Raw genomic sequence first — 21,353 nt, 5'->3', positions numbered from 1 at the left:
AGAAGATGTCCGGACAATACTTCGGTGACGGAGGAGATCCATGGAAGGAAGGAACGAGAGAATGGGCCTTAGAGAGCGGTGGCTAAAGGCTCGACCGACGAAAACGATTGTCTTTTGGTCGTGGGTGGCCTGTGCAGTGCTGACTATGATCGTCGGTTTCACGTGGGGTGGATGGGTTCGGGGGGCTACGGCGCGGAGCATGGCTGAGGCAGAGGCTGAGGATGCGGTCGTCAAGCACCTGGCGCCAATTTGTGTTGTCCAGTTCCCGCAGGATCCGGCGAAAAGTCAGAAGCTGAAAGAGCTGAGAGAAATGAATGCGTACGAGAGAGGGGATTATGTGAAGAAGCACGGGTGGGCGAAGATGCCTGGCGAAGGGGAAGCGGATAGCAGGGTTGCCGACGAGTGCGCCAAACTGATCAACCAGTAGCTCAGGCAGTAGCTCAGGCGCCCCGAACCATCAAAACTCCACTTCCAGTGCCTCGGAGCTAAGGATACCGAGAAGGAGCTGCCGATGGGCAAAGGGTTGTTCGTGGGGGCAGTCGTCCTGACTTTGGTACAGGTAGTGATTTCCAGCAGTTCACCGGTACGCGACGCCGCGATGATCGGGGGGGGGGCGGTGTTGCTCCTCGTGGGTTTGGTGGAACGCCCTCGGGATAGGGGACGTCAGACGTCGGCGCTGAGTGGTCGAGCCCGCAGAAGGCCAGATTCCCTACTTGAGTGAACGCACAAGCGTGAAAATCGGGAACGGGAGTCCTACACGGTCGCGCGAGACTATGGAAAAGATAAACACCACGGAGGGCACGACCATGGGACATCGCATCGGAATCGTGACGCTATTGATGGCGGTCGGTGCCGGGATCGTAGTAGGGCTGCCCTGGATGCTCGCCGATCCTGCGGGCAGCGTGCCGTCGCTGTTGAGGCACGGCGCCTGGGTGGTGGCTGTGCTCGTGTGTGGCCTCATGTGGCTCGCGGTCGAGTACGGTCGGGATCGGCGTCGGGCGCTCCGTGATCGGCGCAGACAGCTGAGGAAGATCGACTGGGGAGGAAGTTGAAGGTTCCCAAGATACCACGAGCGCCGAGAACGGCCCAGTGCCCGTGGGTCCGCCCTTCCTTCTCGACCTTCGTGAGTTGCCCAGACTATGACAAGGCCCAGGGCCGCAGTGTCCAAGAACTGCCGGAAACAGTTGAAGAAGCGCGCGGCAGACTGTAAACACGGGTTCGAATCCGGTCGGACTCCTGTCACCGAGATTGTTCACCCACATCGCGCAGCAGCACGCAATTCGCCGCAACATAAAGCCACTGCTTCCGGGTGCCGTCGCGGAGGAGGTCATCATGATCCCAATGGTGGCTCAATCCAGCCGATCGGAGGCGGGAAGGGCTTGTTCGCCCGCGGCCAACGGGGGCACGCTGTTCCTGGACGAGATCGGCGATATGTCCTTGGCCACCCAGGCCAAGCTGCTTCGCGTGCTCCAGGAGCGCGGTCCGCCTCCTCGGAGGGACGGCATCGGTGCAACTGGATCTTCGCATCGTGGCGGCCACCAACAAGGACCTCCCCGCCATGGTTAACGATGGTCGGTTCCGCGAGGACCTCTACTTCCGTCTGGCGGTGATCCCCATCCGGCTGGCGTCGCCCCGCGAGCGGCTGGAGGACATTATGCCGATCGCCGAGCACTGCCTCCGGGAGACGGCTGCCCGTCTCGGGAAGAGGATTGCCGGATCCGACGAGACGGCGGTGCAGTGGATAGAGCGGCACACGTGGCCGGGAAATGTCCGGGAGCTCGAGAACGTGGTCGAGCGCGCGGTCGTGCTGGCGCGTGACGCCAGAATCACGCGAGCCGACTCGGTACCGAGTTCACCCTGGACCAGGCCAGCTTCCCCCTCCGGCCGACGCGAAGCTCGAGGGGCAAGTATGTGCGACGTGTGCTCGAAGAAGTGCGCGGCGACAAGGGGGCGGCGGCGAAGATCCTCGGCGTTTCGGTGCGGACGCTCCAGCGAAGGTTTCCTGGCGGCAACCGCTTGACGGCGGTGTGCAGGCGTCGACTCCGGCCTGAGGCCTACCGGGAGAGCGGATCTGCCGCGCGGTTCTCCGCCGGCGCGAGCGCGAGCCGGTCCCTGACGGCCTGCACGTAGGCCTGAAACTCCCACAGGCGCGCGGCGGACACCGGCTCCCCGGGGATGAACGTCTCGCTCAGCGGATCGATCGCCCGGCCGTTCTTGCGCAACCGGTAGTCGAGGTGCGGTCCCGTGGCGAGTCCGGTGGCACCGACATGCCCGATCACGTCACGCTGACGCACGCGATCGCCGTGGCGGACCCGCGTCCTGGAAAGGTGGTTGTACATCGTCTCGTACCCCCGGGCGTGGTGGACGGTCACGCTAAGACCATATCCTCCCGCCCAGCCAGCGGCTGTCACCACGCCGTCGGCCACGGCGCGCACGGGTGTCCCGATGGGCGCGCCGTAGTCGATGGCGAGATGGGGCCGGAGACCGCCGAGGATGGGGTGCCGCCGGGCATGCGAGTAGCCCGAGGTGATGCGGGTGAACTCGAGCGGGGCGCGGAGGAAGATCTTCCGGGTCGCCCGGCCCTGGAAGTCGTAGTACCGCGATGACCCGTCGCGGTCGGGAAAGCGGACGGCCGAGAGCGTCGGGCGGTCGGCGCTCCGGTACTCCGCGGCCGTGATGTCGCCGTAGCCGACGAACTCGCCCTTGGCGAAGCGCTTCTCCACGAGCATCCGGAACTCGTCGCCGGGCAGGGCATCCGCCGCGAAGTCGAAGTCCCACTCGAACAGGGCGACGAACTTTGCGGTCAGCACGGGCCCCTCACCGAGACGTTCCACGCTGGCGAAGAGCGAGTCCTCGAGGTGGCCCGCGACCGTGTCGACGCGCGTCTCGACCGGGAGCCGGTACGCCTTCGCGGTCCAGGTCCGCCCCCCTGAACCATCCGCGCCTTTGTTCGGCTCCGGCGCACTGTGGGGCCGGATCTCGTAACGCTCGATGGGGGATCGCTGGTGCACCACGCCCAGCAACTCTCCGTCGTTCCCCCGTTCGAAGACGAGCTGCTCGCCGGGCGTCAGTCGCCGCAGATTCATTTCGCGACGGAGGGCAGCGCTGATCTCCAGTGCGTCGAGTCGGGACACTCCGCTCCGCCGGAGCGCCATCTCGAGAGTTTCCCGCGACTTCAGCACCGTTGTCTTGATCGATGGCGAGCCGCCAGGCGACACGCGGCGCGACACGAGGGCGGGGTCGGGCCCGATATCGCCTGTGCTCGCCGGGAGGATCAGAATTGCCAGCACGAAGAACGACGCGATGCCGGGATGAGTCCGGAAGGATCGCATGGCCACTGCCTACGATAGCGCGACGATCACGAAGCGGCTACTCATTTCGCCCGGTCGTCCTCGCCGCATGATGACAGGCTGTCGCCGAGACGACAAGATGTCGCACTGGGCGACGCGCACCGGCGCCCGATCTCGCTGCCCGGCCACGCCAAACCCAAGCGTTTCCCGCGGCGTGCGGCACCCAGCCCATCCGTGGGGCTGGTGGTCCGCGCGTTGCAACGGCGCTGGACGGCAACGCAATTGTGGACCAGGGAGCGACGAGTTCGAACCCGGCTCATCGGCCAAGCGTGATGATCGTCGATGACGACGCTGAGATGCGGGCACTGCTGCGCGACGTCCTCAGAACGCGATGGCTTGCACGTGCGCGAGCAATCATCAGGCGATGGCCTGATGCCATTGCTCGACCCCTGAGCTTCTCCTGTTGCCGGGGGCGTACTAGGGGATAGGCATCTTCTCGCGGGTATAAGACGCACTCGTAGGAGAGGATCATGAAACTTGTCCGGATCGTTCAGATCGTGTGTGCTGTCCTGTTCCTGCCACTGACGTCCCTCGATGCCTTGGCCGGCGGTGGTGGGGTTGCCCGGCATGCCGGACACATCCATTCCGTACGGCCTTCGGACGGCATGCTCATCATCGAAGAGCTTGGCAGGGATGGCGTCTCCGAGGTACTCGAGGTACGGATTCAAAGCGCGAAGGTGGTTCGCGTCTGGCGCGACCCCGTGGACCCCTGGACGTGGCGCGAACGGGCGACGAGTATTTACCGATGGCCCGTGGGAACATTCGTGGTCGTGATCGGTCGCACAATCCACGAAGGGTCCGTGGAGGCGAGCCGCATCGAGATCCCGAAGATCACGCCAGAGTAAACGGTTCACTAGGAATAGCAGCGTGCCACCAGCGGGTGGGACCCGGACTCCGAGGCGCGACCATGAACACGGTGCGCGTAGGAAACATAAGGACCGTTGTGCCTATCGGGTTGACTCCGAAGCACACAACTGGTCGTAGGCAGGGGGGCCCGTGCCGTGGCGCCGAGCCCACCCATGGGATCGTTCGGAGTCAACCCGATAGGCACAAAGACCGTTATCAGCCACGGACCCTCCGGGAAAGCCTCCTCACAGCGCGGACAAAGCCGGGTTCCACTCGGGACCGATAGTGCGCCGGGCGCGGGCAGTCGTCAAGAGTGGCGCGGCACCGGGGTCAGGTCTTGCATTCATACATTGCCCGCCGGACTCCGCGGCGGCGAGCGTTCATCTGCAGTGGCCTGATGTCGGATTGCAAGACCTGACCCCGGGTGTCCGGGTGTCAGACCCCGGGTGTCAAGACCTGACCCCGGCAGCCGGAGTCAGCGCGCGCGGACGAGCTTGAGCCGTCGCGCGGTGAGGCGCGCCATGCGCGGGTCGCGCTCGACGCCGATCCACTCGCGGCCGAGGCCGAGCGCCACGCGCCCCACCGTCCCCGCGCCGCAGAATGGGTCCAGCACCGCCCCGCGCTTCCGGCTCGCCAGAAGCAGCGCGCGCAGCACGGGCTCGGGCGTGGCGTCCCAGATGCTCTCCGGGTGCGTGCGCGGCAGCGGCAGCATCCAGCAGAGCGTGGCGCCCGTCGGACGCACGCGGCTCCCGGCTTTGCGGAAGCGCAGCAGGTAGTTGATGCGGTTGTCCCAGCGCTCGCGCGGGCGCGTCTGCACCCAGATTCCCTTGGACTGGAGCCGCCAGCCCGTGCGCCTGAGCGATGCGGTCACCAGCCCGTCGAAGCCCACCCACTCGCGGCCGTCGTGGCGGTCACCAAGGACGAGCCAGAGGTCGCCGCCGGGTGCCAGCACCCGACGCCACTCGCGGCCGAAGCCGACGGCCAGGCTTCGCGCGTAGCGGTCGGCGGCGGCGCGGCCGCTGTCTGCGATCCAGTAGGGCGGTGACGTAAGGATGACGCCCACGCTCGCCGTCGGGACCGGCGAGAGATCGCGGCTGTCGCCCTGGTAGAGCTGCGCCCGTCCGTCCCTGCTCCCGTAGGCGATCACCGGCCGGCCTTGAGGCGCCAGCCGGCTTTGAGACGGTTGACGACCTGCTCGGCCAGGCGGATCGGCTCGGGCACGCGCGTGCGGCAGCAGGCGAGCGTCCATCTGATGGCTTGGCGGACGCCGATGCGGTGGCCGGGCGAGATCCAGAGCGGCTTGACGCCGTCCCGCGTGCGCACCACCGCCCCTACCTGACAACCCGCGAGCACGAGCGGCGTCCAGTCGCCGCGCCGCGGCCCGGGCTCGTCGTGTTCTCCGACCAGACGCGACTTGGCGCAGCCGACGCTCGGAAGGTCGAGCAGCACGCCCAAGTGCGAGGCGAGACCGATCCCGCGCGGGTGCGCGATGCCCTGCCCGTCGAAGAGGACGAGATCGGGCCTGTGCCGGAGGCGCCCGAAGGCACGCAGGAGCAGCGGCCCCTCGCGGAAGGAGAGATAGCCGGGTACGTACGGGAAGCGCGGGCGACCGGCCGCAGTGACGGTCTCGACGACGGCGCCGTCGCGGGGCGACCAGAGGACGACGGCGGCCCACGCGCGCGATCCGTCGCCGCGATAAGCCAGATCGGCCCCCGCCACGAGCCTCACGCGCCGGGGCCCGCCGCTGGCTCGGACGCGGGAGCGGAGCCGCGCCTGCACCGCCTGGGCGCGGACGATGCGCGGCGTCACAGCGGGTACGGCACGAGTTCCCGGGCGATCTCCACCTCGCCGGAGAACCTGGCGCGCGCCTCCTCTCGGAGCGCGTCGAGCTCGCCGTGGAGGCCGGCATCGATGTGGGCGAGGATGAGCCGCGTCACGCCCGCCCGAGCCGCAATCTCCCCGGCCTGGGCGGCCGTGGAGTGCGCGCCGATGCCGCGCGGCCGCCGCTCTGAGAACGTCGCCTCGTGGATGAGCGTGTGGGCGCCGCGCGCGAGCGCTTCAACGGCGGCGCAGGGCTCGGTATCGGAGGAGTAGACGACGGCGGGCCCGCCGGGCGCCTCGAAGCGCAGCGCCATGTTCGGCATGCCGCCGTGGGCATTCGGCGACGCCGTGATCGCGAAGTCTCCCGGCGTACCGATAGTGAACCCCTCCCGCGGAGGCACCGGCTCCCACACGACGGGGAATAGCCCCGGGCGCTCCAGCAGCCCAAAGAGGCCCAGCAGCGCGCGGAGCGGCGCCTCGTGCTCTTCGCGGCACGCAAGGTGCAGCGGCGTCGTCCGGCCCAACAGGAAGAGCGTCTGGACGAGGGAAGGCAGCCCGTAGGCGTGGTCGGGATGGATGTGGGTGATCACCACGCGGCTCAGGGCGCGCGGGTCCGTCCCCGCCAGCATGAGCTTCTGGGCCGGACTGCCGCCGCAGTCCACGAGGACGGCGTCGCGCTCACTGACGAAGACGAGGGATGTCGTGTCGCGGTTCCGCCCGGGGATGGCCCCCGAGCTGCCGAGAAAGACGAAGTGCACGGCGTCAGGCGGCGGCGCGGGCCCGACGCAGAAGCAGCGGGACGCCCACGAGCGCGAGCGCCACGCCGACGACGCTGGCCAGCTGTGCCACCCGAAGAGGCCCGAGCATGAGCGCGTCGGTCCGGAGAGCCTCGGTGATGAAACGGCCGACGGAGTAGAGCCCGAGGTAGGTCAGGAACAGCGCGCCCGGCGCCCGCTCGAGCCGGTCCCGGAAGACCCAGACCAGGACGACGAAGACGAGGAGGTCCCACACCGACTCGTAGAGGAACGTCGGGTGGAAGAACTCATCCTGGGCGTACTGGACGGGTCGGTGCGGCGCCGAGATGTAGAGCCGCCACGGCAGGTCCGTGGGCGTGCCGAAGGCCTCCTCGTTGAAGAAGTTGCCCCACCGGCCTATGGCCTGTCCCAGCGCGAGGCTCGGCGCGGCGATATCCAGGTACGTGACGGCCGGTAACCCGCGCCACAGCGCGTAGCCGCCGCCGAGGAGGAGTCCGCCCAGCACCCCGCCGTGGATGGCAAGCCCGCCCTCCCACACCGCGAGGATTTTGGCCGGGGAGCGGGTGTAGTAGTCGAGGTTGAAGGCGACGTAGTAGAGACGCGCGCCCACGAGCCCGCCGAGGAGCCCCAGCTCGCAAGCCTTGAGCAGGCTGTCGGGGTCCACGTCTCGCCGCACCGCCTCGCGGTAGGCGAGCCAGAGGCCCAACGCCATGGCGCTGGCCATGAGGATGCCGTACCAGCGGAAAGTCAGGGGGCCCAGCTGCGCGACGATGGCGCCGGGGGAGTGGAACATACGGCTTCCCTTATACGGCCCGCTCCCAGCGCTGTCAAATAAATCGGGCATTCCTGGCCAAATTCGTTGACACTCATCGCGCTGCTTGGGTATCATCAATTGTGCCCCTTGGTATCACTCTCCGTCAATAGAGGAGTCCCGCTTGCCACCTCAGGCCGCGATGTCTTCCGACGTCCTCGACCCAATCCTTCAGGCGGGTCCTCTCGCCAGATTCGTCTTGGGCGTGCTCCTCTTCTTCTCGGTCATCTGCTGGGCCCTCATCGTCGAGAAGTGGTGGGAGTTTCGCGCCATCAAGCGCGACGCGAAAGGCTTCACGCGGGCCTACCGCGAGGGGCGCCGATTCTCGATCATCTACGGCGCGGCGAAGAAGTTCCGCTCGAGCCCGCTCGCTCAGCTCTACTCGGCCGCGGGCCTCGAGCTGTCGAGCGTCTACGGCGGCGTGGACCAGGTGGACGCCGCGCTCGAGGACGGCGAAGGCCTGCCGCGTGACGCGCTCGACGCCGCGCACCGGGCGATGCGCCGCGCGACGGAGATCGAGGTGGCGCGCATGGAGCGCTACCTGCCCTTCCTCGCGACAACGGCCAGCGCCGCGCCCTTCATCGGCCTCTTCGGCACGGTCGTCGGCATCATGAGCGCCTTCCACGGCATCGGGCAGCAGGGCTCCGCGAGCCTGGCCGTCGTGGCGCCGGGCATCTCCGAGGCGCTGATCGCCACGGCCGCGGGGCTGGGCGCGGCGATCCCGGCCGTCATGGGCTACAACTTCTTCATCAATCGCACGAGGCGCCTGGCGACGGAGATGGACGGCTTCACGCTCGATCTCGTGAACATCTTCGCGCGGCCCGCGCCCGCAAAGGCCGCGAGCCGGTAGCCATGGCCTTCACCATGGACCACGGGAACGGCGGCGGTGGAGGCCGCCGCGCCGGCGGCGCGCTGGCCGAGATCAACATCGTCCCGCTCGTGGACGTCGTCCTCGTGCTGCTGCTCATCTTCATGCTGACGGCGCCGCTCATGTACCGGGGCATCGACGTCAACCTGCCGAGAACCGCCGGCAAGCCGACGGTGACGGAAGAGCGTATGGAGGTGACGCTCACCAAGGACCAGCAGATCTACCTCAACGGCAAGCCGCTGGCGCTCGCCACGCTCGAGCAGACGCTGCGCGACACCTTCAAGAACCGCACGGACAAGACGCTCTACCTCAAGGCGGACCAGGCCCTTCAGTACGGGTTCGTCGTCGAGACCATGGACAGGATCCGCAAGTCCGGCATCGAGAAGCTGGGCATGGTCACCGAACCCGTGCGGGGATCATGAGGGCGTTGACCGTCGCCCGCGGGCTGCCCATGCCCTCCCCCCTTCACGCGACGCGCTGGCGGGCGGCGGCGGCTCCGGCGCCGGCGCCGGTGCCGGTCAAGGCGCTGGCCTTCTCCGTGCTGGCCCACGTCGTCATCATCGCCGCGCTCGTGGGCGTGGCCCTTTCGGGCATCTGGGACCGCCCGAAGGTGCACGTGGTCAACCTCGTCACGTCAATCGCGGCCATCGGCAATCCGGCGGGGAGCGCGGCGTCCCTGCCGGCGCGCACGCTCAAGCCGACCACCCGCGAGCTCGCGCCCGACCCCGAGCCGCGCGCGCGGGAGGCGGTGAAGCCCCCGGAGACCGCCCTGCCCTCCCGCGCCGTCACCGCGCGCGAGGCGGTGAAGCCCACGGAGGCGGCCCTGCCCTCACGCGCGGTGACGCCGCGCCCGGGCGAGCGCGACCTCCCGCCGATGTCCACTCCGTCGGACCGGCGCGGCAAGACGGCGGCCGAGCCGGCTGCGAGGCCGTCGGCGGCGGCGCTCGGGCAGGCGACGGGCTCCATTTCCGGGCAAGGCTCGCTCACGCTCGACGTGACCGATTTCCCCTACGCGTGGTACCTGCGGCAGGTGCTCCAGAAGGTCGAGGAGCGCTGGCAGACGCAGAACCGCTCCAGCGAGCCCGCCCAAAAGCCGCGCATCTACGTCGAGATCCGGCGGGACGGCTCCATCGCGCCGCCCCGCATCGAGCAGACCTCGGGCAGCAGCTTCTACGACCGGGCCGCGCTTCGCGCCATCACCGAGGCGAGCCCGTTCCCGCCGCTTCCCGCGGACTGGGCCAATCCCTCCCTCCGCGTGCTCTTCAATTTCGACTTGAAGCGCGGATGACGAGCCTCCCGCGCCCTGCCCGCCGGCTGGCTGCTCCGGCCGCCGCCGCGCTCGCGATCTTCGCCGCGGCGGTCCTGGGTCCCGCGCCGGCCCGCTCGCAGAATCCCGATGTCGAGCTCAACGTCCGGCCGGGGCAGATCAAGAAGATCAATATCGCCGTCCCGGACTTCACGATCGTGGGCGGCGCCGACCCGCAGAACTGGGCCAAGCGGCTGCCGGAGATCACCTCCGCGGATCTTGCCTTCACTTCGCTCTTCAGCGTGGTGTCGGGCACGCCCGCCTTACCGCAGGGCGGCGCCGAGGCGCTCAGGCCGCGGCTCCAGGAGTTCGCGGCGGCCGGGGCCCTGCAGGCGCTGCAGGGGCTCCTGGCGGTGCGCGGCGACCGCTTCGAAGTCGAGATGCGGCTGTACGACCTGACCTCGCCCGACTTCCGCCTGATCGGATCGAAGAAGCTCCTCGCGCACGTCTCGGAGCCCCGCCGCGCCGCCCACAAGATGGCCGACGAAGTCGTACTGCTCGTCACCGGTGAGCCCGGCGTCGCCGACACCAAGATGGCGTTTGCCAGCACGCGCTCGGGGGTCAAGGAGCTCTACGTGATGGACTACGACGGCGCGGGCCCCGCGGCCGTGACGGCCAACAAGTCCATCAACATGTCGCCGAACTGGAGCCCCGACTCGCGCTCGCTCGCCTTCACCTCGTACATGAACGAATACCCGTTCCTGTACCGCATCTTCCCCTTCGAGCGGCGGCCGGTGCAGCTCCTGGCGGGCTACGCGGGGATCAACACCTCGCCCTCCTGGAGCCCGGACGGCCGCACGGTGGCGCTGACCCTGTCCAAGGACGGCAACCCCGAGATCTACCTCCTGACCGTGGCGACGGGCGCCTTCCGGAGGCTGACGACGCACGCGGCCATCGACACCGAGCCGACGTGGTCGCCCACGGGGCGAGAGCTCGCCTTCGTGTCCGACCGCTCGGGAGCGGCGCAGGTCTTCGTGATGGACGCTGAGGGCACCAACGTCCGGCGCGTGACCTCGAGCGGGTTCAACACCCAGCCGCGATGGTCGCCCAAGGGCGACACGATCGCCTTCACCTCCCGGCATGGCAACCACGACATCTGGGCGGTCAGCCCGGACGGCTCGAACTTGCGGCGGTTGACGGCGGGCCCCGGTGACAACGAGAGCGCCTCCTGGTCGCCGAACGGGCGACACCTCGTCTTCCAGTCGAGCCGCCTCGGGGGCACGCAGCTCTTCACGATGCTGGCCGACGGGTCGGAGCAGCAGGTCCTGACCGGGGGGCCCGGGCAGGCGTCAAGTCCGGCTTGGTCGCCCCGACTTCCGTGATAGAATCGTGGCGTTTGCGTTGGACTGTTCACCAAAGCTCGACAAGGAGGATGTGACGCTATGGCGAAGCCACGGGCTCACGCGTATCTGGTGGTGCCTCTTCTTGCTCTCACCCTTTTCCTCGTGGGGTGCCCGAAGCGGCCCGCCACTACGGGCGCTGTAGCCCCGGCTCCCTCGGCGTCGCAGGCGGCTCCGGCCCCCGCTCCGGCCCCGGCCCCCGCTCCGGCCCCGGCGCCCGCTCCGGCCCTGAGACCGGCTCCGGCCCCAGCCCCGATGGTGAAGCCCAGCGAGTTCTCTCCGAACCCGAATCTCAAGACCATCTACTTCGACTTCGACAAGTACAACATCCGGCCGGATGACGCCAAGACGCTCGACGGCGACGCCGCCTGGCTCAAGGCCAACGCCAACAACCTCGTGCTGATCGAGGGCCACTGCGACGAGCGGGGCACCAACGAGTACAACCTGGCCCTCGGCGAGAAGCGCGCCAAGGCGGCCATGAACTACCTCGTGGCGCAGGGTGTCCAGGCCAGCCGCATCACGATCATCTCCTACGGCAAAGAGCGGCCGGTGTGCACGGAGAAGACCGAAGCCTGCTGGGCCAAGAACCGGCGCGACAATTTCCTGACCAAGGCCCGCTAGCGTCACAGGGTCGGTGGTGATGCAGTCCGCGGTGACGAAGGGGAGCCTGTGGCTCCCCTTCGTCTTTTCCGTCGCCCTCGCGGCCGCCGGGTGCGCCAGCGGCGCGGACGAGGCTGTGCAGCAGGACCTGGCGCAGATGCGGAGGGACCTCGACGCCCTCAACCTGGCCCTGCACAGGAGCGGAGGCGAGACCGGGACCGTGCTGAGCCAGCTCGAGCGGCGCACCCGCGAGCAATCGGGAGAGAGCGCGCGCCAGCTGTCGGCGATGAACGCCCGGACCGACGGCCTCACGGCCGAGATGAATCGTCTCTCCGCGCGGCTCGACGAGCTGGCACAGCGGCTCGACAGCCAGAACCGCCCGCAGGGCGACGGGCCGGGCGGGCGCCCGGCCCCGTCGCCCGTTCCGACCCCATCGCCCTCGGGCGGGGCCCGCTCGCCGGGTGACGGCACGGCCGCGGAGAGCTATAAGGCAGCCTACCTGGACTTCACCAAGGGCAACTACACGCTCGCCATCGCGGAGTTCCGGGAGTTCGTCCGGCGCCACCCGGACGCGTCACAGGCCGACGGCGCCCAGTACTGGATCGGCGAGTCCTACTTCAGCATGGGGCGCGCCGCGGCCTCGGCCGGCCAGGCGGACAAGGCGCGGGAGGCCTTGGAGCAGTCGGTGCAGGAGTTCCGCAAGGTCTTCGTAAACTATCCTCGGGGGCGCCAGGTGCCGACCGCGCTCTACAAGGAGGCGCTGGCGCTGGTCGAGCTCAAGCAGGTGAAGGTGGCGCAGGCGAGACTGCAGTACCTGGTGGACAACTTCCCGCAGTCGGAGGAGGCGCCCCTCGCCCGGGAGCGCCTCAAGAACCTAGGCCAGTAGATCCTTCAGGGCGCGTCGCCTTCCGGGTCATAGGTGTCGTTGGAGCCGAAGACCCAGATGACGGTGACGCCGTGGGCGTGACTCGAGTAGACCATCACGCTCCGGTCCGGGTCGTCGGCCGAGACGTCCTGCACGCGCACCGGCGAGGCATACGCGGTGTCGTCGGCGGGCCAGAAGGTAAACGCGGTGACGAGGACCGCCAGGAGCACCGCGCCGAATGCCAGCCGCGGATGCCCCCAGACAGGCTTCCAGAAGGGGAACCACCACGATTCGCGCACCGGACGGGGCTCTTCGCTCATGAGGCGCGCCCGCACGGTGGCCCAGAAGCCCGACCAGTCCGGCTCGACCACCTGGGGGCTCGCCTGTCGCACGAAGGCCTTCAGCCGAGCCAGGTCTTCCGAGGCGGCCCGGCAACCGGCGCAGCGTTCAAGGTGACCCGCCACGAAGCGCCCGGCACGGACCCCCAGGGCACCATCAATGTGCCGCTCGAGGCGGGGACGTACCCAAGCACAGCTCATACTCCCCATAGTCGGCAGTATACCTCCACGCCTTGGACGGCTATCCACCCTTGAATATTTGCCCCCACCACCCTAAGGTCGTGAGGTGGAAACGCCTGTAGCGCTTGACGTCCGGGGCGGTCTGCGGCTGGAGGCCCTCTTAGCCGTACCGGAGAGCCCCAAGGCCGGCCTGGTGATCTGCCACCCCCACCCCCTCTACGGGGGTGACATGGACAATCCCGTGGTGGTCCGGGTCGCCGAAGTTGCCCAAGGCGTGGGCATGGCGACCCTCCGCTTCAATTTTCGCGGAGTGGGAGCATCGGGCGGCGTCCATGCAGGCGGCGAGGGCGAGCAGGACGACGTGGCCGCGGCGCTCGCGGCGCTGGCCGGGCGGCTGCCCGCGAAGAGCCCGATAGGCCTCGCGGGTTACTCCTTCGGCGCCTGGGTAGCGGCGCGTGTCGCGGCGGCCATGCCTGCCCTGCCCGCGCTGGCCCTGCTGGCGCCCCCCCTCGGGATGTACGCTCTGGACTTCCTCGGCCACGCGCCCTCGCATACGCTGCTCGTGTCGGGTAGCCGAGACCAGTACTGCCCCGCGGAGGCGCTCGAGCGGCTGGGGATGCGGCTCGGCACCAGGGCGGAGATCATCGAGGGCGCTGAGCACTTCTTCTTCGGCAAGCTGTTCCCCCTGAGCGAGGCGGTGGAACGGTGGCTGCGGACGTGGGCGCCCTAGATCTGACCCGCGGGGGCTGTGATCTGACCCGCTGGGGCTGTGATCAGAGCCGCTCGCGCGGCAGCCGGGAGGGGGTGGCGGTGCCGGCCGAGAGGATGATGCGAATGCCCTCCTCGACCGTGAGCCCGGTGGAGATGACGTCCTGCCGCGGCACCATGATGACGTCGCCCAGGTAGAGGTTGTTGGTCGGGACGAAGACGGTCACCATCTCTCGCTTGCGGCCGGGCGTCTCCACGAGGACCTCGGAGGTGACGAAGCCGAAGACGAACTCGCCCTCGCGGGGGTGCTCGGCGAGAACGACGGCTTTGAAGGACTGGCGCTTCTCGGGCGAGAAGGACTCGATCAGCTGCTTGATGGACGGGTAGATGCTGCGGAAGATCGGCACGCGGGCGAACACGCGCTCGATGCGCGCGAGGATGCGGCGGCCCACGACGTTGGTGGCGATGGTGCCCATGAACAGGATGAACAGCACGGCGGTGAGGAAGCCCAGGCCGGGGATGCGCCGGCCGAAGAGCCGCTCGTAGCCGGGGGAGAAAAACGTGTCGATGAAATCCCAGAACACGTACAGGAGCCATGCGCTGGCGATGACGGGGACCGTGACGAAGAAACCGGTGATGAAGCGGACCTTGACCCAGTTTCGAAGCGGGCCGGACATGATAAATTCATGACACCACAGGGAATTAAACAAGTCAACAAAACGGCCCGCAAGGTCGCTCTCGTAACGGGCGGCGCGATCCGCCTCGGCCGCGCCATCGCGCTCGAGCTCGCCCGGGCGGGCTTCGACGTCGCGGTCAACTTTCACCGCTCGGCTGCCGGAGCGCGCGCCACGACCGCCGCGATCGGCGCGCTGGGCGCCCGCGCGGTGAGCATCCGCGCCGACGTGGCCAAGCCGGCGGAGGCGCGGCGGCTGGTGGCAGAGACCGTCCGACGGCTCGGGCGGCTCGACCTGCTGGTCAACAACGCGGGCGTCTTCTGGCGCACGCCCTGGGACACCGTCACCCCTGCCGACTTCGACCGGTTCATCGCCGTCAACGTCAAGGGCGCCTTCTTCTGCTCCCAGGCCGCCGCGCGCGCGATGGGTCGTCGGGGGGGCCGCATCATCAACCTGGCGGATGTGGGCGCCGAGCGGGCGTGGCCGGGCTATATCCCCTACGCCATCTCCAAGGCGGGCGTGGTGATGCTGACGCGAGGGCTCGCGGCGGCGCTGGCGCCCCGGATCCAGGTCAACGCGGTGGGACCCGGCGCGGTCCTCCTGCCCGAGGATTTCCCGCGCGAGTCGAAGCGGCGGCTGCGGGCGAAGATCCCGATGGGCAGGCTCGGGCACCCGGACGACGTGGCGGCGGCGGTGCGCTTCTTCGCCACCTGCCCGGCTTATATCACGGGCCAGGTGCTCTACGTAGACGGAGGCGCGACCACCGTCTAGCAGGCCGCCGATAAGGGCCCATCTGCGCCATTTAGCAAGAAGACTGTTGGGGCGCCCTCGGCCGCACGCTCGTGGCCGTTCGAGCTGAGGGGCGGAGCCCCGAGGCGAGGGCTGAGACGATCGTACGCCTCGCGTGCGGAATCAACCCAGCCCTCGTCTCGCGACGGCACAGGCCGTCGCTCAACTCGAACAGCGGGGCGCCGCCTCGCATCTGAACCCTTCTCGCCGGCCTGTGGGTCTTTGAGCCGCTCGCGTGAGTCTAGCCGCGGCCCATCGCCCTCAGGAATTCGGTCATCGTGGGGAAGCGCATCATTGGATTGTGGCGCTTCTCGTCACCGATCGTGGTGACGGTCCCGCCGTAGTTGTGGCCGGGGAAGACCACCGTGTCGTCCGGGAGAGCGCCCAGCCGCTGGGTCAGCGAGGTGTACATCTCCCTGGGGTCGCTGCCGGGCAGGTCGGTGCGGCCGCAGGAGCGAATGAAGAGCGTGTCGCCCGAGATCAGGCGGCCGTCCACGAGGAAGCACTGGGAGCCCGGCGTATGCCCCGGCGTGTGGACGAACGTGATCTTCATGCGCCCCACGTCGAGGGTGTCCCCGCCGCCCACCTTGACGAGGTCCGAGCCGAAGCCGCGGAGGAACTCGCGCTCGGCCGCGTGGACGTAGACCTTGGCCGGGGCCTTGGCCAGGAGATCCTCGATCCCGGGGATGTCGCGGCCGAAGAGGTGGCCGCCGACGTGGTCCTGGTGCGTGTGGGTGACGAGCGCGCCGGTGAGATGCATCCCGTCGGCCCTGACCTGCTCCAGGATGGCGTCGATCTCCCAGGCCGGATCCACCGCGACGCAGTCCCGCGTCTCCGGGTCACCGATGAGGTAGACGAAGTTCTGCATCGGGCCCAGCTCCATCTGCCTGAGGTAGACGCCGGCGGAGGGAGACGTCATGGCGCTGTCGAAAGGCTAGCCGGGGATCTCGGAGGGCGCCTTGCGGATGTCTTCCAGCAACTTCGGGTCGACCGCGTAGATGACCGGCGACGACTTGCTCCGCACGTAGCTCAGCTTGGGGTCGGTCCGTCCGATGGCCAGGCCCGCCATCTCTTTGCCGTCCGCCTTGAGCACGGCGATCTCGACCTCGGGCTTGTCCAGTCCGAACCGCGCCGCGTCGGCGCCGTCCGCGGCGGCGATCTCCTTCCACTTGAGGGCGCGCAGCGTCAGGAGCAGGCCCGTGACCTTGATCTCCTTGGCCGGACCCTTCGACGGCTCGAGCACCCGCCATTCGTCCTCCCCGCGGCGCTCCAGCAGCAGGCGCTTGTCGCCGACCGTAAGGCGTACGCGCTTGACCTCCTTCATATCGAAGGAGGCGACCACGCTCTTGTCGCGCAGGTCCGTCGTCGTCTTGGAAAAATCTCGGATGTCCTTGGCCTCGACCATGAAGACCGGACCCTTCGCGCTCGGCGCCGCCACGCCCGTCGGCTCGCCGACCTTAACCGCATTGGACAGCCCCAGGAGCAGGATCTTGGGCTCCTTGGCGCCTTCCTCCCAGATCTTCACCGTCACGTCGGGCTTGGACAGGTAGCGCGCGACGCCGGCCGGCGACTCGTCGAGGAAGCCCGAGGCGCGCAGGTCGCGGATGCGCCAGAGCAGGCCATTGACGGCGCCGCTGTCGGCCTTGAGAGCCTCTGGCGCCGTGATGTTCCAGTTGATGCCATCTCGCTCGAGCTTAACGGTCCCCGCCGCGCTCTCGATCTCGACGCGGTTGACCTTGTCGTAGGCGTAGGCGAAGACCACTTTGTCGCGCGCCGCCGCGACGGTCTTCGGCAGCTTGTCCCAGGTCTCGCTGGGGGCCAACAGCACTTCCTGCTCGCCCTGGCGCTGGACGTAGACGCCTTTCTTCGCGGCGTCGACCTTGCCCAGGAGGAGGGTCTTGGACGTGCGGTCCTTGTCCTTGCCGAGCCAGAGCGTCACCCGCGAGGGCTTGTCGAGGCCGTAGGCTGCCGGCGACTTCTGTGGACCGAGAAACTCCTTCGCCGTGACGCTCGCGAGCTTGTCGAGCATTTCCGTGATCATCTCGGCGTCGCCCCGGAAGGGGCCGGGCTTGGCGATGCGCCACTTGCCCCCCTCCTCCGCTTCGAACGTCATTTTCGACCCGTCGAGGTCGAGGTCGACCGCGCTGACGTTCCGCCGGTCGAAGGCGAAGAGGGTCCTGTCCCTGAATTCGGCGACCGGGCGCGTAACATCGCGGGAGACCGAGTCGCCGATCGCGACCACGGCCGGCTTGCTTCCCTCGCGCGCGTAGACCCAGACCCCCGTCGGGTTCTTGCCGCCCACGGCGAGGGTGAGCGGCGCGGCCTGGCCCTTGACCTCGAGCGTGACCAGGGCCTCCGGCGGCTCGAGGCCGAAGTCGCTCGGCTTGGACGGGTTGGCGTCGATCTCCCGGTCCACCCTCACGGTCGCGAGCCCCGTCACCATCTCGTTGACGGCGCCGCTGTTGGCCCGCGTCTTCACCGGCTCCAGCATCTCCCATCCGTCGCCCGCGCGCTTGAGCTTGATCGTGTCGTCCTTGCGCTTGATGGTCAGCCCTAGGACGTCCTTGGGCTCGATGGTCCACAGGCGTCCTTTGACGCCGGCCGTCTTCTCGCGCTTCGGGGTCAGCCAGTAGCTGTCTACGACGAGGAAGCCGCCGAGGCCCGCGGCGAGAACGGCGAGGACGGTCAGGGTCTTCCAGCTCATCGCTGGGCGGCTAGTTGATGCGGCGGCGGCGGACAACCAACCAGATCCCGCACACCATCACGGCGCCCGGCAGAATGACGATGGAGAGCCACAGGACGGTCCGGCTCTGGGCGCTGGTGAGGAAGATCGGGTTCTGGCGCGTGTCCTTCGGACGGATGGCGATCTCGCCTTCCTGCCCGGCGAGCCAGGAAACGATGTTGAGGAAGAGATCGCGGTTGCCCTGGAAGCCGAGCCCCTGGTTCGCGGCGAAGGTCGAGGTGCCCAGGACGACCAGGCGTCCCTCGGGCTTCTTGGCCGCGTCACCATTTGTCTTGGGCTCGGCCTTGGGCTCGGCCTTGGGCTCGGTCTTGGCGCCCGGCGCCGGCACGATCGTGACGGCGGTCAGCACGGACACGGGCCCCGGTGTATCCGCCGGATCCCGGCGCGCGGGCTGCCCGCGCCTGAGCCCAGCCAGGTCGGTCTCGCCCCAAGAATCGCGGCTCGTCTTGGCCAGCGCCGTCGCCCTGATTCCCTCGAGCGGGCGCTCCTCCTTCGCCGGCGCGACCGAGCGCGTGACCGGGAAGCCCGTCATGACGTTGGCCATGTCCTTGGTGATCGGGTGCTGCTCGTAGCCCGTGACGATCGGCACCTCGGGCCCGACGCCGAAGAGCTGGCCGATGGGACTCGGCTCAACGACGATGTCGTTCCCCAGCGCGACGCCGTACTTGGCGAGGTACTTGACGAGGCCGTCGGCCTGGAGCGGGTCGGCCATAAAGAGCACACGGCCGCCCTGCGCGAGGTACGCATCGAGAGCCGCGAGCTCGGGCGGCAGGAGATCGGTCTTCGGCCCCGGGACGATGACGACGGCCGCGTCGGCCGGCACCTTGGCCTGGCGCGCCAGCTCGAGCTCCTTGACGGTGTAGTTGGCCTTCTCCATCTGCTCCTTGGCCTGGCTGAGACCCGCCCGCTCGGCGGTCGAGAGATCGCGCTCCCCGTGCCCCTTGACGACGTAGATCACGGGCTTGCCGGAGCGGGTGACCTTGACGACGGCATTCGTCAGCCGATCCTCATCGGCGTCGAGCACCTTCTCGGACTTGTCCCCGCTCTGCATCACGAGCGTGCCGTAGCTTTCAACGCCGTAGCGCCGCGCGAGCCCCGGCGAGCGGTCGGGGTCCTCCATGCGGTAGGTGAACTTGCCCCCGGAGGCCTGGGCGTACTGCTTGAGCAGGTCCTCGGCCGTGCGCTTGCCGGGCATGTCGGAGCGGAAGAAGCTGATGACCTCGACCGGCGCGGTGAGCCCCCGGACCAGCTTGACCGTCTGTGGCGAGAGGCTGTGGCGCTTGTTCTCGGTCAGGTCCCAGCGCGCGTTGTAGCGGAGCGACACGGCGTTGGCGAGCACCGCCACGCCCAGGGCCATCAGCACCAGCAAGGCCGCACTTGCGCCGTGGCGCATCCCGCGGCGGCCGAGGAGCGAGGCGCCCTCGCGCCAGTTGAGCGCGGCCGCCGCGACGAACAGAACGGCGGCGGCGATCACGAGCGCCCACTGCAGCCGCGTCATCCACGACGCAAAGAGCGCGAGCCCGCCGGCGCCCAGCAGGCAGAGCACGGCGCCCCACATCCCCCAGCGCTTGAGCAGCGTCATGAGCAACGTCATGGGGACTACCCTAACCCCGCCACCGCTTCGACTCGAGCGAGCGGAGCGTAAGGAAGAGCGCGAAGGCGGTCACCGAGAGGTAGTAGACGAGGTCCTTCGTGTCGAGGACGCCCTTGGCGAAGCTCTCCATGTGCTCGATGATGGCGGCCTGCTGGATCACGGTGCGGAGCGTGCCCTGGGCCGAGTCGGCGAACCAGCCGAGCAGCCAGAGGGTCAAGAGGGCGCCGAAGGTGCCGAAGCCCGCCACGATCTGGTTCTCCGTGGTCGACGACACGAAGAGCCCGATGGACAGGAAGGCCGCGCCCACGAGCAGGAGGCCGAGGTAGCCGGTCAGGACGGCGCCCCACTCGATCCGGGTGAACCAGGCGACGGTAATGGGGTACGAGAGCGTCAGCGCGAGTATGGAGGCGTAGAGGGACAGGGCGGCCAGGAACTTGCCCGCGAGGATTTCGCCGTCGCGCAGCGGGTAGGTCAGCAGGAGCTCCATGGTACCCGAGCGCTTCTCCTCCGCGAACAGGCGCATGGTCAGCATCGGGATGAAGAAGAGCAGCACCACGGCCATGTTGTACGTGAGCGGGCGCAGGATGCTCTCCGTGGCGTTGAGGCTTTGTCCCATCTGCGGCTGCATGGCCGCGCGCATCGAGACGTCCGCGTACTGGATGAAGTTCGGCGCGAAGAAGAAGGCGGCAATGAAGAGGAAGAAGGTCCCGACGGCATACGCAACCGGCGACCCGAAGTAGAGGCGCATCTCTTTCTTGAAGACCGGGAGCCAGCCCCTCACTGCGTCTCCTCCACCACCGACTCCAGGATCTGCGGCGCGTGCTCCTCGCCCGCCACGACGCGGATGAAGACCTCCTCGAGGGAGAGCCCGACCTGGTGCAGCTCGAGAAGCTCCCAGCCGCGGCCCGCGACGAGCCGCACCAGCTCCCCGCGCACGTCGCGCCCGCGCGGCGACTCGACGACGAACCGGGAGGCGCCGTCACGGGCGCCGACCCCTTCCACCGACGTCACGCCGGGCAGGGTCTTTAGAGATGAAGCGATGGCCTCTCCGGGGCCGGCCACCTCCACCTCCACACGCGCCGCGGGGAAGACCTGCTCCACCAGCTCCGCCTGGGTGCCCTTGGCCACGACTCGGCCGCGGTTGATGATGATGATGCTGTCGCAGACCATGGAAACTTCCGGCAGGATGTGCGTGGAGAGGATGACCGTGTGCTGACCGCCCAGCGACTTGATCAGCGCGCGGATCTCGGCGATCTGGCGCGGGTCGAGCCCGATGGTGGGCTCGTCGAGGATCAGCACCTCCGGGTCGCCTAAGAGCGCCTGCGCCAGCCCCACCCGCTGCCGGTATCCCTTGGAGAGCTTACCGATGAGCCGGTGCTGCATGTCGGTGATCGAGCAGCGGTCCATCACGTCGGCGACCTTGGACCGGCGCACCCCGCGCGGGACGCCCTTGGCCTCGGCAACGAAGTCGAGATACGCGGCCACCGGCAGGTCGGTGTAGAGCGGGGAGTTCTCCGGAAGGTAGCCGATGCGCCGGCGCACCTCGAGAGACTGGGTGAAGACGTCGAAACCCGCGACCCGGGCGCTGCCGCCGCTGGCCGCCATGAAGCAGGCCAGGATCTTCATCGTCGTGGACTTGCCGGCCCCGTTGGGACCCAGGAAGCCGACGATCTGCCCCTTCTCGACGTTGAACGACACGTCGTGGACGGCCGTCACCGGCCCGTAGCTCTTCGTCAGTCGGTCGACTTGGATCATGGAGTTGGCC

24 protein-coding genes are annotated in these 21,353 nt (G+C 68.6%); 12 read left to right on the top strand and 12 right to left on the bottom strand.

Annotated elements, in window-relative coordinates:
- Positions 1-40: 40 nt before the first annotated feature.
- From Q7W02_27085 to Q7W02_27075, 3 genes are all read left to right on the top strand, one after another.
- A complete protein-coding gene (locus Q7W02_27085) occupies positions 41-427 on the top strand; it encodes a hypothetical protein (protein MDO8479798.1) in 387 nt (128 codons plus the stop codon).
- A gap of 379 nt (positions 428-806) precedes the next feature.
- On the top strand, positions 807-1,052 hold the full coding sequence (locus tag Q7W02_27080; GenBank protein ID MDO8479797.1) for a hypothetical protein: 246 nt from the start codon (positions 807-809) through the stop codon (positions 1,050-1,052).
- A 377-nt stretch (positions 1,053-1,429) separates the two neighbouring features.
- The gene (locus Q7W02_27075; GenBank protein ID MDO8479796.1) at positions 1,430-2,020 is read left to right on the top strand and encodes a sigma 54-interacting transcriptional regulator; all 591 of its coding nucleotides are present in this window, start codon (positions 1,430-1,432) and stop codon (positions 2,018-2,020) included.
- A gap of 34 nt (positions 2,021-2,054) precedes the next feature.
- Here Q7W02_27075 and Q7W02_27070 read toward each other — a convergent pair whose 3' ends face one another.
- The gene (locus Q7W02_27070) at positions 2,055-3,332 is read right to left on the bottom strand and encodes a M23 family metallopeptidase (protein MDO8479795.1); all 1,278 of its coding nucleotides are present in this window, start codon (positions 3,330-3,332) and stop codon (positions 2,055-2,057) included.
- Positions 3,333-3,820: 488 nt separating this feature from the next.
- Here Q7W02_27070 and Q7W02_27065 point away from each other — a divergent pair, with 488 nt between their 5' ends.
- A complete protein-coding gene (locus Q7W02_27065; GenBank protein MDO8479794.1) occupies positions 3,821-4,195 on the top strand; it encodes a hypothetical protein in 375 nt (124 codons plus the stop codon).
- A 476-nt stretch (positions 4,196-4,671) separates the two neighbouring features.
- Here Q7W02_27065 and Q7W02_27060 read toward each other — a convergent pair whose 3' ends face one another.
- From Q7W02_27060 to lgt, 4 genes are read right to left on the bottom strand one after another with little or no spacing between them, the layout of a single operon-like run.
- Positions 4,672-5,343: a site-specific DNA-methyltransferase gene (locus Q7W02_27060; protein ID MDO8479793.1), complete on the bottom strand. Its 672-nt coding sequence runs from the start codon at positions 5,341-5,343 to the stop codon at positions 4,672-4,674.
- Entirely contained in the window at positions 5,340-6,005 is a 666-nt protein-coding gene (locus tag Q7W02_27055) for an endonuclease V (GenBank protein MDO8479792.1), read from the bottom strand. Before Q7W02_27055 ends, Q7W02_27060 begins: the two co-directional genes overlap by 4 nt.
- The gene (locus tag Q7W02_27050) at positions 6,002-6,775 is read right to left on the bottom strand and encodes an MBL fold metallo-hydrolase (protein ID MDO8479791.1); all 774 of its coding nucleotides are present in this window, start codon (positions 6,773-6,775) and stop codon (positions 6,002-6,004) included. The genes Q7W02_27055 and Q7W02_27050 overlap by 4 nt, the downstream gene beginning before the upstream one ends.
- Before the next feature lie 4 nt (positions 6,776-6,779).
- Positions 6,780-7,565 (bottom strand): prolipoprotein diacylglyceryl transferase, encoded by a 786-nt coding sequence (lgt, locus tag Q7W02_27045; GenBank protein MDO8479790.1) that lies wholly within the window; start codon positions 7,563-7,565, stop codon positions 6,780-6,782.
- Positions 7,566-7,725: 160 nt separating this feature from the next.
- On the opposite strand from lgt, the gene Q7W02_27040 reads away from it, so the two are divergent.
- The 6 genes from Q7W02_27040 to Q7W02_27015 all read left to right on the top strand — a co-directional run bounded on the left by Q7W02_27040 (position 7,726) and on the right by Q7W02_27015 (position 12,583).
- The gene (locus Q7W02_27040) at positions 7,726-8,433 is read left to right on the top strand and encodes a MotA/TolQ/ExbB proton channel family protein (GenBank protein MDO8479789.1); all 708 of its coding nucleotides are present in this window, start codon (positions 7,726-7,728) and stop codon (positions 8,431-8,433) included.
- 2 nt (positions 8,434-8,435) lie between these two features.
- Positions 8,436-8,873 (top strand): biopolymer transporter ExbD, encoded by a 438-nt coding sequence (locus Q7W02_27035; protein ID MDO8479788.1) that lies wholly within the window; start codon positions 8,436-8,438, stop codon positions 8,871-8,873.
- Entirely contained in the window at positions 8,870-9,739 is an 870-nt protein-coding gene (locus Q7W02_27030; GenBank protein ID MDO8479787.1) for a TonB family protein, read from the top strand. Before Q7W02_27035 ends, Q7W02_27030 begins: the two co-directional genes overlap by 4 nt.
- The gene (gene tolB / locus Q7W02_27025; protein MDO8479786.1) at positions 9,736-11,079 is read left to right on the top strand and encodes a Tol-Pal system beta propeller repeat protein TolB; all 1,344 of its coding nucleotides are present in this window, start codon (positions 9,736-9,738) and stop codon (positions 11,077-11,079) included. Before Q7W02_27030 ends, tolB begins: the two co-directional genes overlap by 4 nt.
- Positions 11,080-11,352: 273 nt before the next feature.
- Entirely contained in the window at positions 11,353-11,718 is a 366-nt protein-coding gene (gene pal, locus Q7W02_27020) for a peptidoglycan-associated lipoprotein Pal (protein MDO8479785.1), read from the top strand.
- Positions 11,719-11,749: 31 nt separating this feature from the next.
- Positions 11,750-12,583, top strand: coding sequence for a tetratricopeptide repeat protein (locus tag Q7W02_27015; protein MDO8479784.1), 834 nt, complete (start codon positions 11,750-11,752; stop codon positions 12,581-12,583).
- A 5-nt stretch (positions 12,584-12,588) separates the two neighbouring features.
- Here the strand turns inward: Q7W02_27015 and Q7W02_27010 are convergent, their stop codons facing one another.
- A complete protein-coding gene (locus Q7W02_27010; protein ID MDO8479783.1) occupies positions 12,589-12,954 on the bottom strand; it encodes a hypothetical protein in 366 nt (121 codons plus the stop codon).
- A gap of 355 nt (positions 12,955-13,309) precedes the next feature.
- Here Q7W02_27010 and Q7W02_27005 point away from each other — a divergent pair, with 355 nt between their 5' ends.
- The gene (locus tag Q7W02_27005; GenBank protein ID MDO8479782.1) at positions 13,310-13,810 is read left to right on the top strand and encodes a CocE/NonD family hydrolase; all 501 of its coding nucleotides are present in this window, start codon (positions 13,310-13,312) and stop codon (positions 13,808-13,810) included.
- A gap of 43 nt (positions 13,811-13,853) precedes the next feature.
- On the opposite strand, the gene Q7W02_27000 is transcribed toward Q7W02_27005, so the two are convergent.
- Positions 13,854-14,465, bottom strand: a complete 612-nt coding sequence (locus Q7W02_27000; protein ID MDO8479781.1) for a DUF502 domain-containing protein — start codon at positions 14,463-14,465, stop codon at positions 13,854-13,856.
- A 9-nt stretch (positions 14,466-14,474) separates the two neighbouring features.
- Here Q7W02_27000 and Q7W02_26995 point away from each other — a divergent pair, with 9 nt between their 5' ends.
- Positions 14,475-15,233 carry an SDR family oxidoreductase gene (locus tag Q7W02_26995; GenBank protein ID MDO8479780.1) on the top strand — a complete coding sequence of 253 codons (759 nt, stop codon included), beginning with the start codon at positions 14,475-14,477 and terminating at the stop codon, positions 15,231-15,233.
- Between the two features lie 259 nt (positions 15,234-15,492).
- On the opposite strand, the gene Q7W02_26990 is transcribed toward Q7W02_26995, so the two are convergent.
- Genes Q7W02_26990 through Q7W02_26970 form a run of 5 tightly spaced genes read right to left on the bottom strand, consistent with a single transcriptional unit; the run spans position 15,493 to position 21,343 of the window.
- Positions 15,493-16,170: an MBL fold metallo-hydrolase gene (locus Q7W02_26990; GenBank protein MDO8479779.1), complete on the bottom strand. Its 678-nt coding sequence runs from the start codon at positions 16,168-16,170 to the stop codon at positions 15,493-15,495.
- A gap of 15 nt (positions 16,171-16,185) precedes the next feature.
- Positions 16,186-17,955 (bottom strand): DUF4340 domain-containing protein, encoded by a 1,770-nt coding sequence (locus tag Q7W02_26985; GenBank protein ID MDO8479778.1) that lies wholly within the window; start codon positions 17,953-17,955, stop codon positions 16,186-16,188.
- A 10-nt stretch (positions 17,956-17,965) separates the two neighbouring features.
- Positions 17,966-19,588, bottom strand: a complete 1,623-nt coding sequence (locus tag Q7W02_26980) for a Gldg family protein (GenBank protein ID MDO8479777.1) — start codon at positions 19,586-19,588, stop codon at positions 17,966-17,968.
- A 10-nt stretch (positions 19,589-19,598) separates the two neighbouring features.
- A complete protein-coding gene (locus Q7W02_26975; GenBank protein MDO8479776.1) occupies positions 19,599-20,369 on the bottom strand; it encodes an ABC transporter permease in 771 nt (256 codons plus the stop codon).
- On the bottom strand, positions 20,366-21,343 hold the full coding sequence (locus tag Q7W02_26970; GenBank protein MDO8479775.1) for an ATP-binding cassette domain-containing protein: 978 nt from the start codon (positions 21,341-21,343) through the stop codon (positions 20,366-20,368). Before Q7W02_26970 ends, Q7W02_26975 begins: the two co-directional genes overlap by 4 nt.
- Positions 21,344-21,353 lie beyond the last annotated feature (10 nt).

Source organism: Candidatus Rokuibacteriota bacterium (assembly GCA_030647435.1).
GTDB lineage: Bacteria > Methylomirabilota > Methylomirabilia > Rokubacteriales > CSP1-6 > AR37.
The sequence above is the reverse complement of the archived record's forward strand: the minus strand, read 5'-3'. Positions and strand labels throughout refer to the sequence as shown.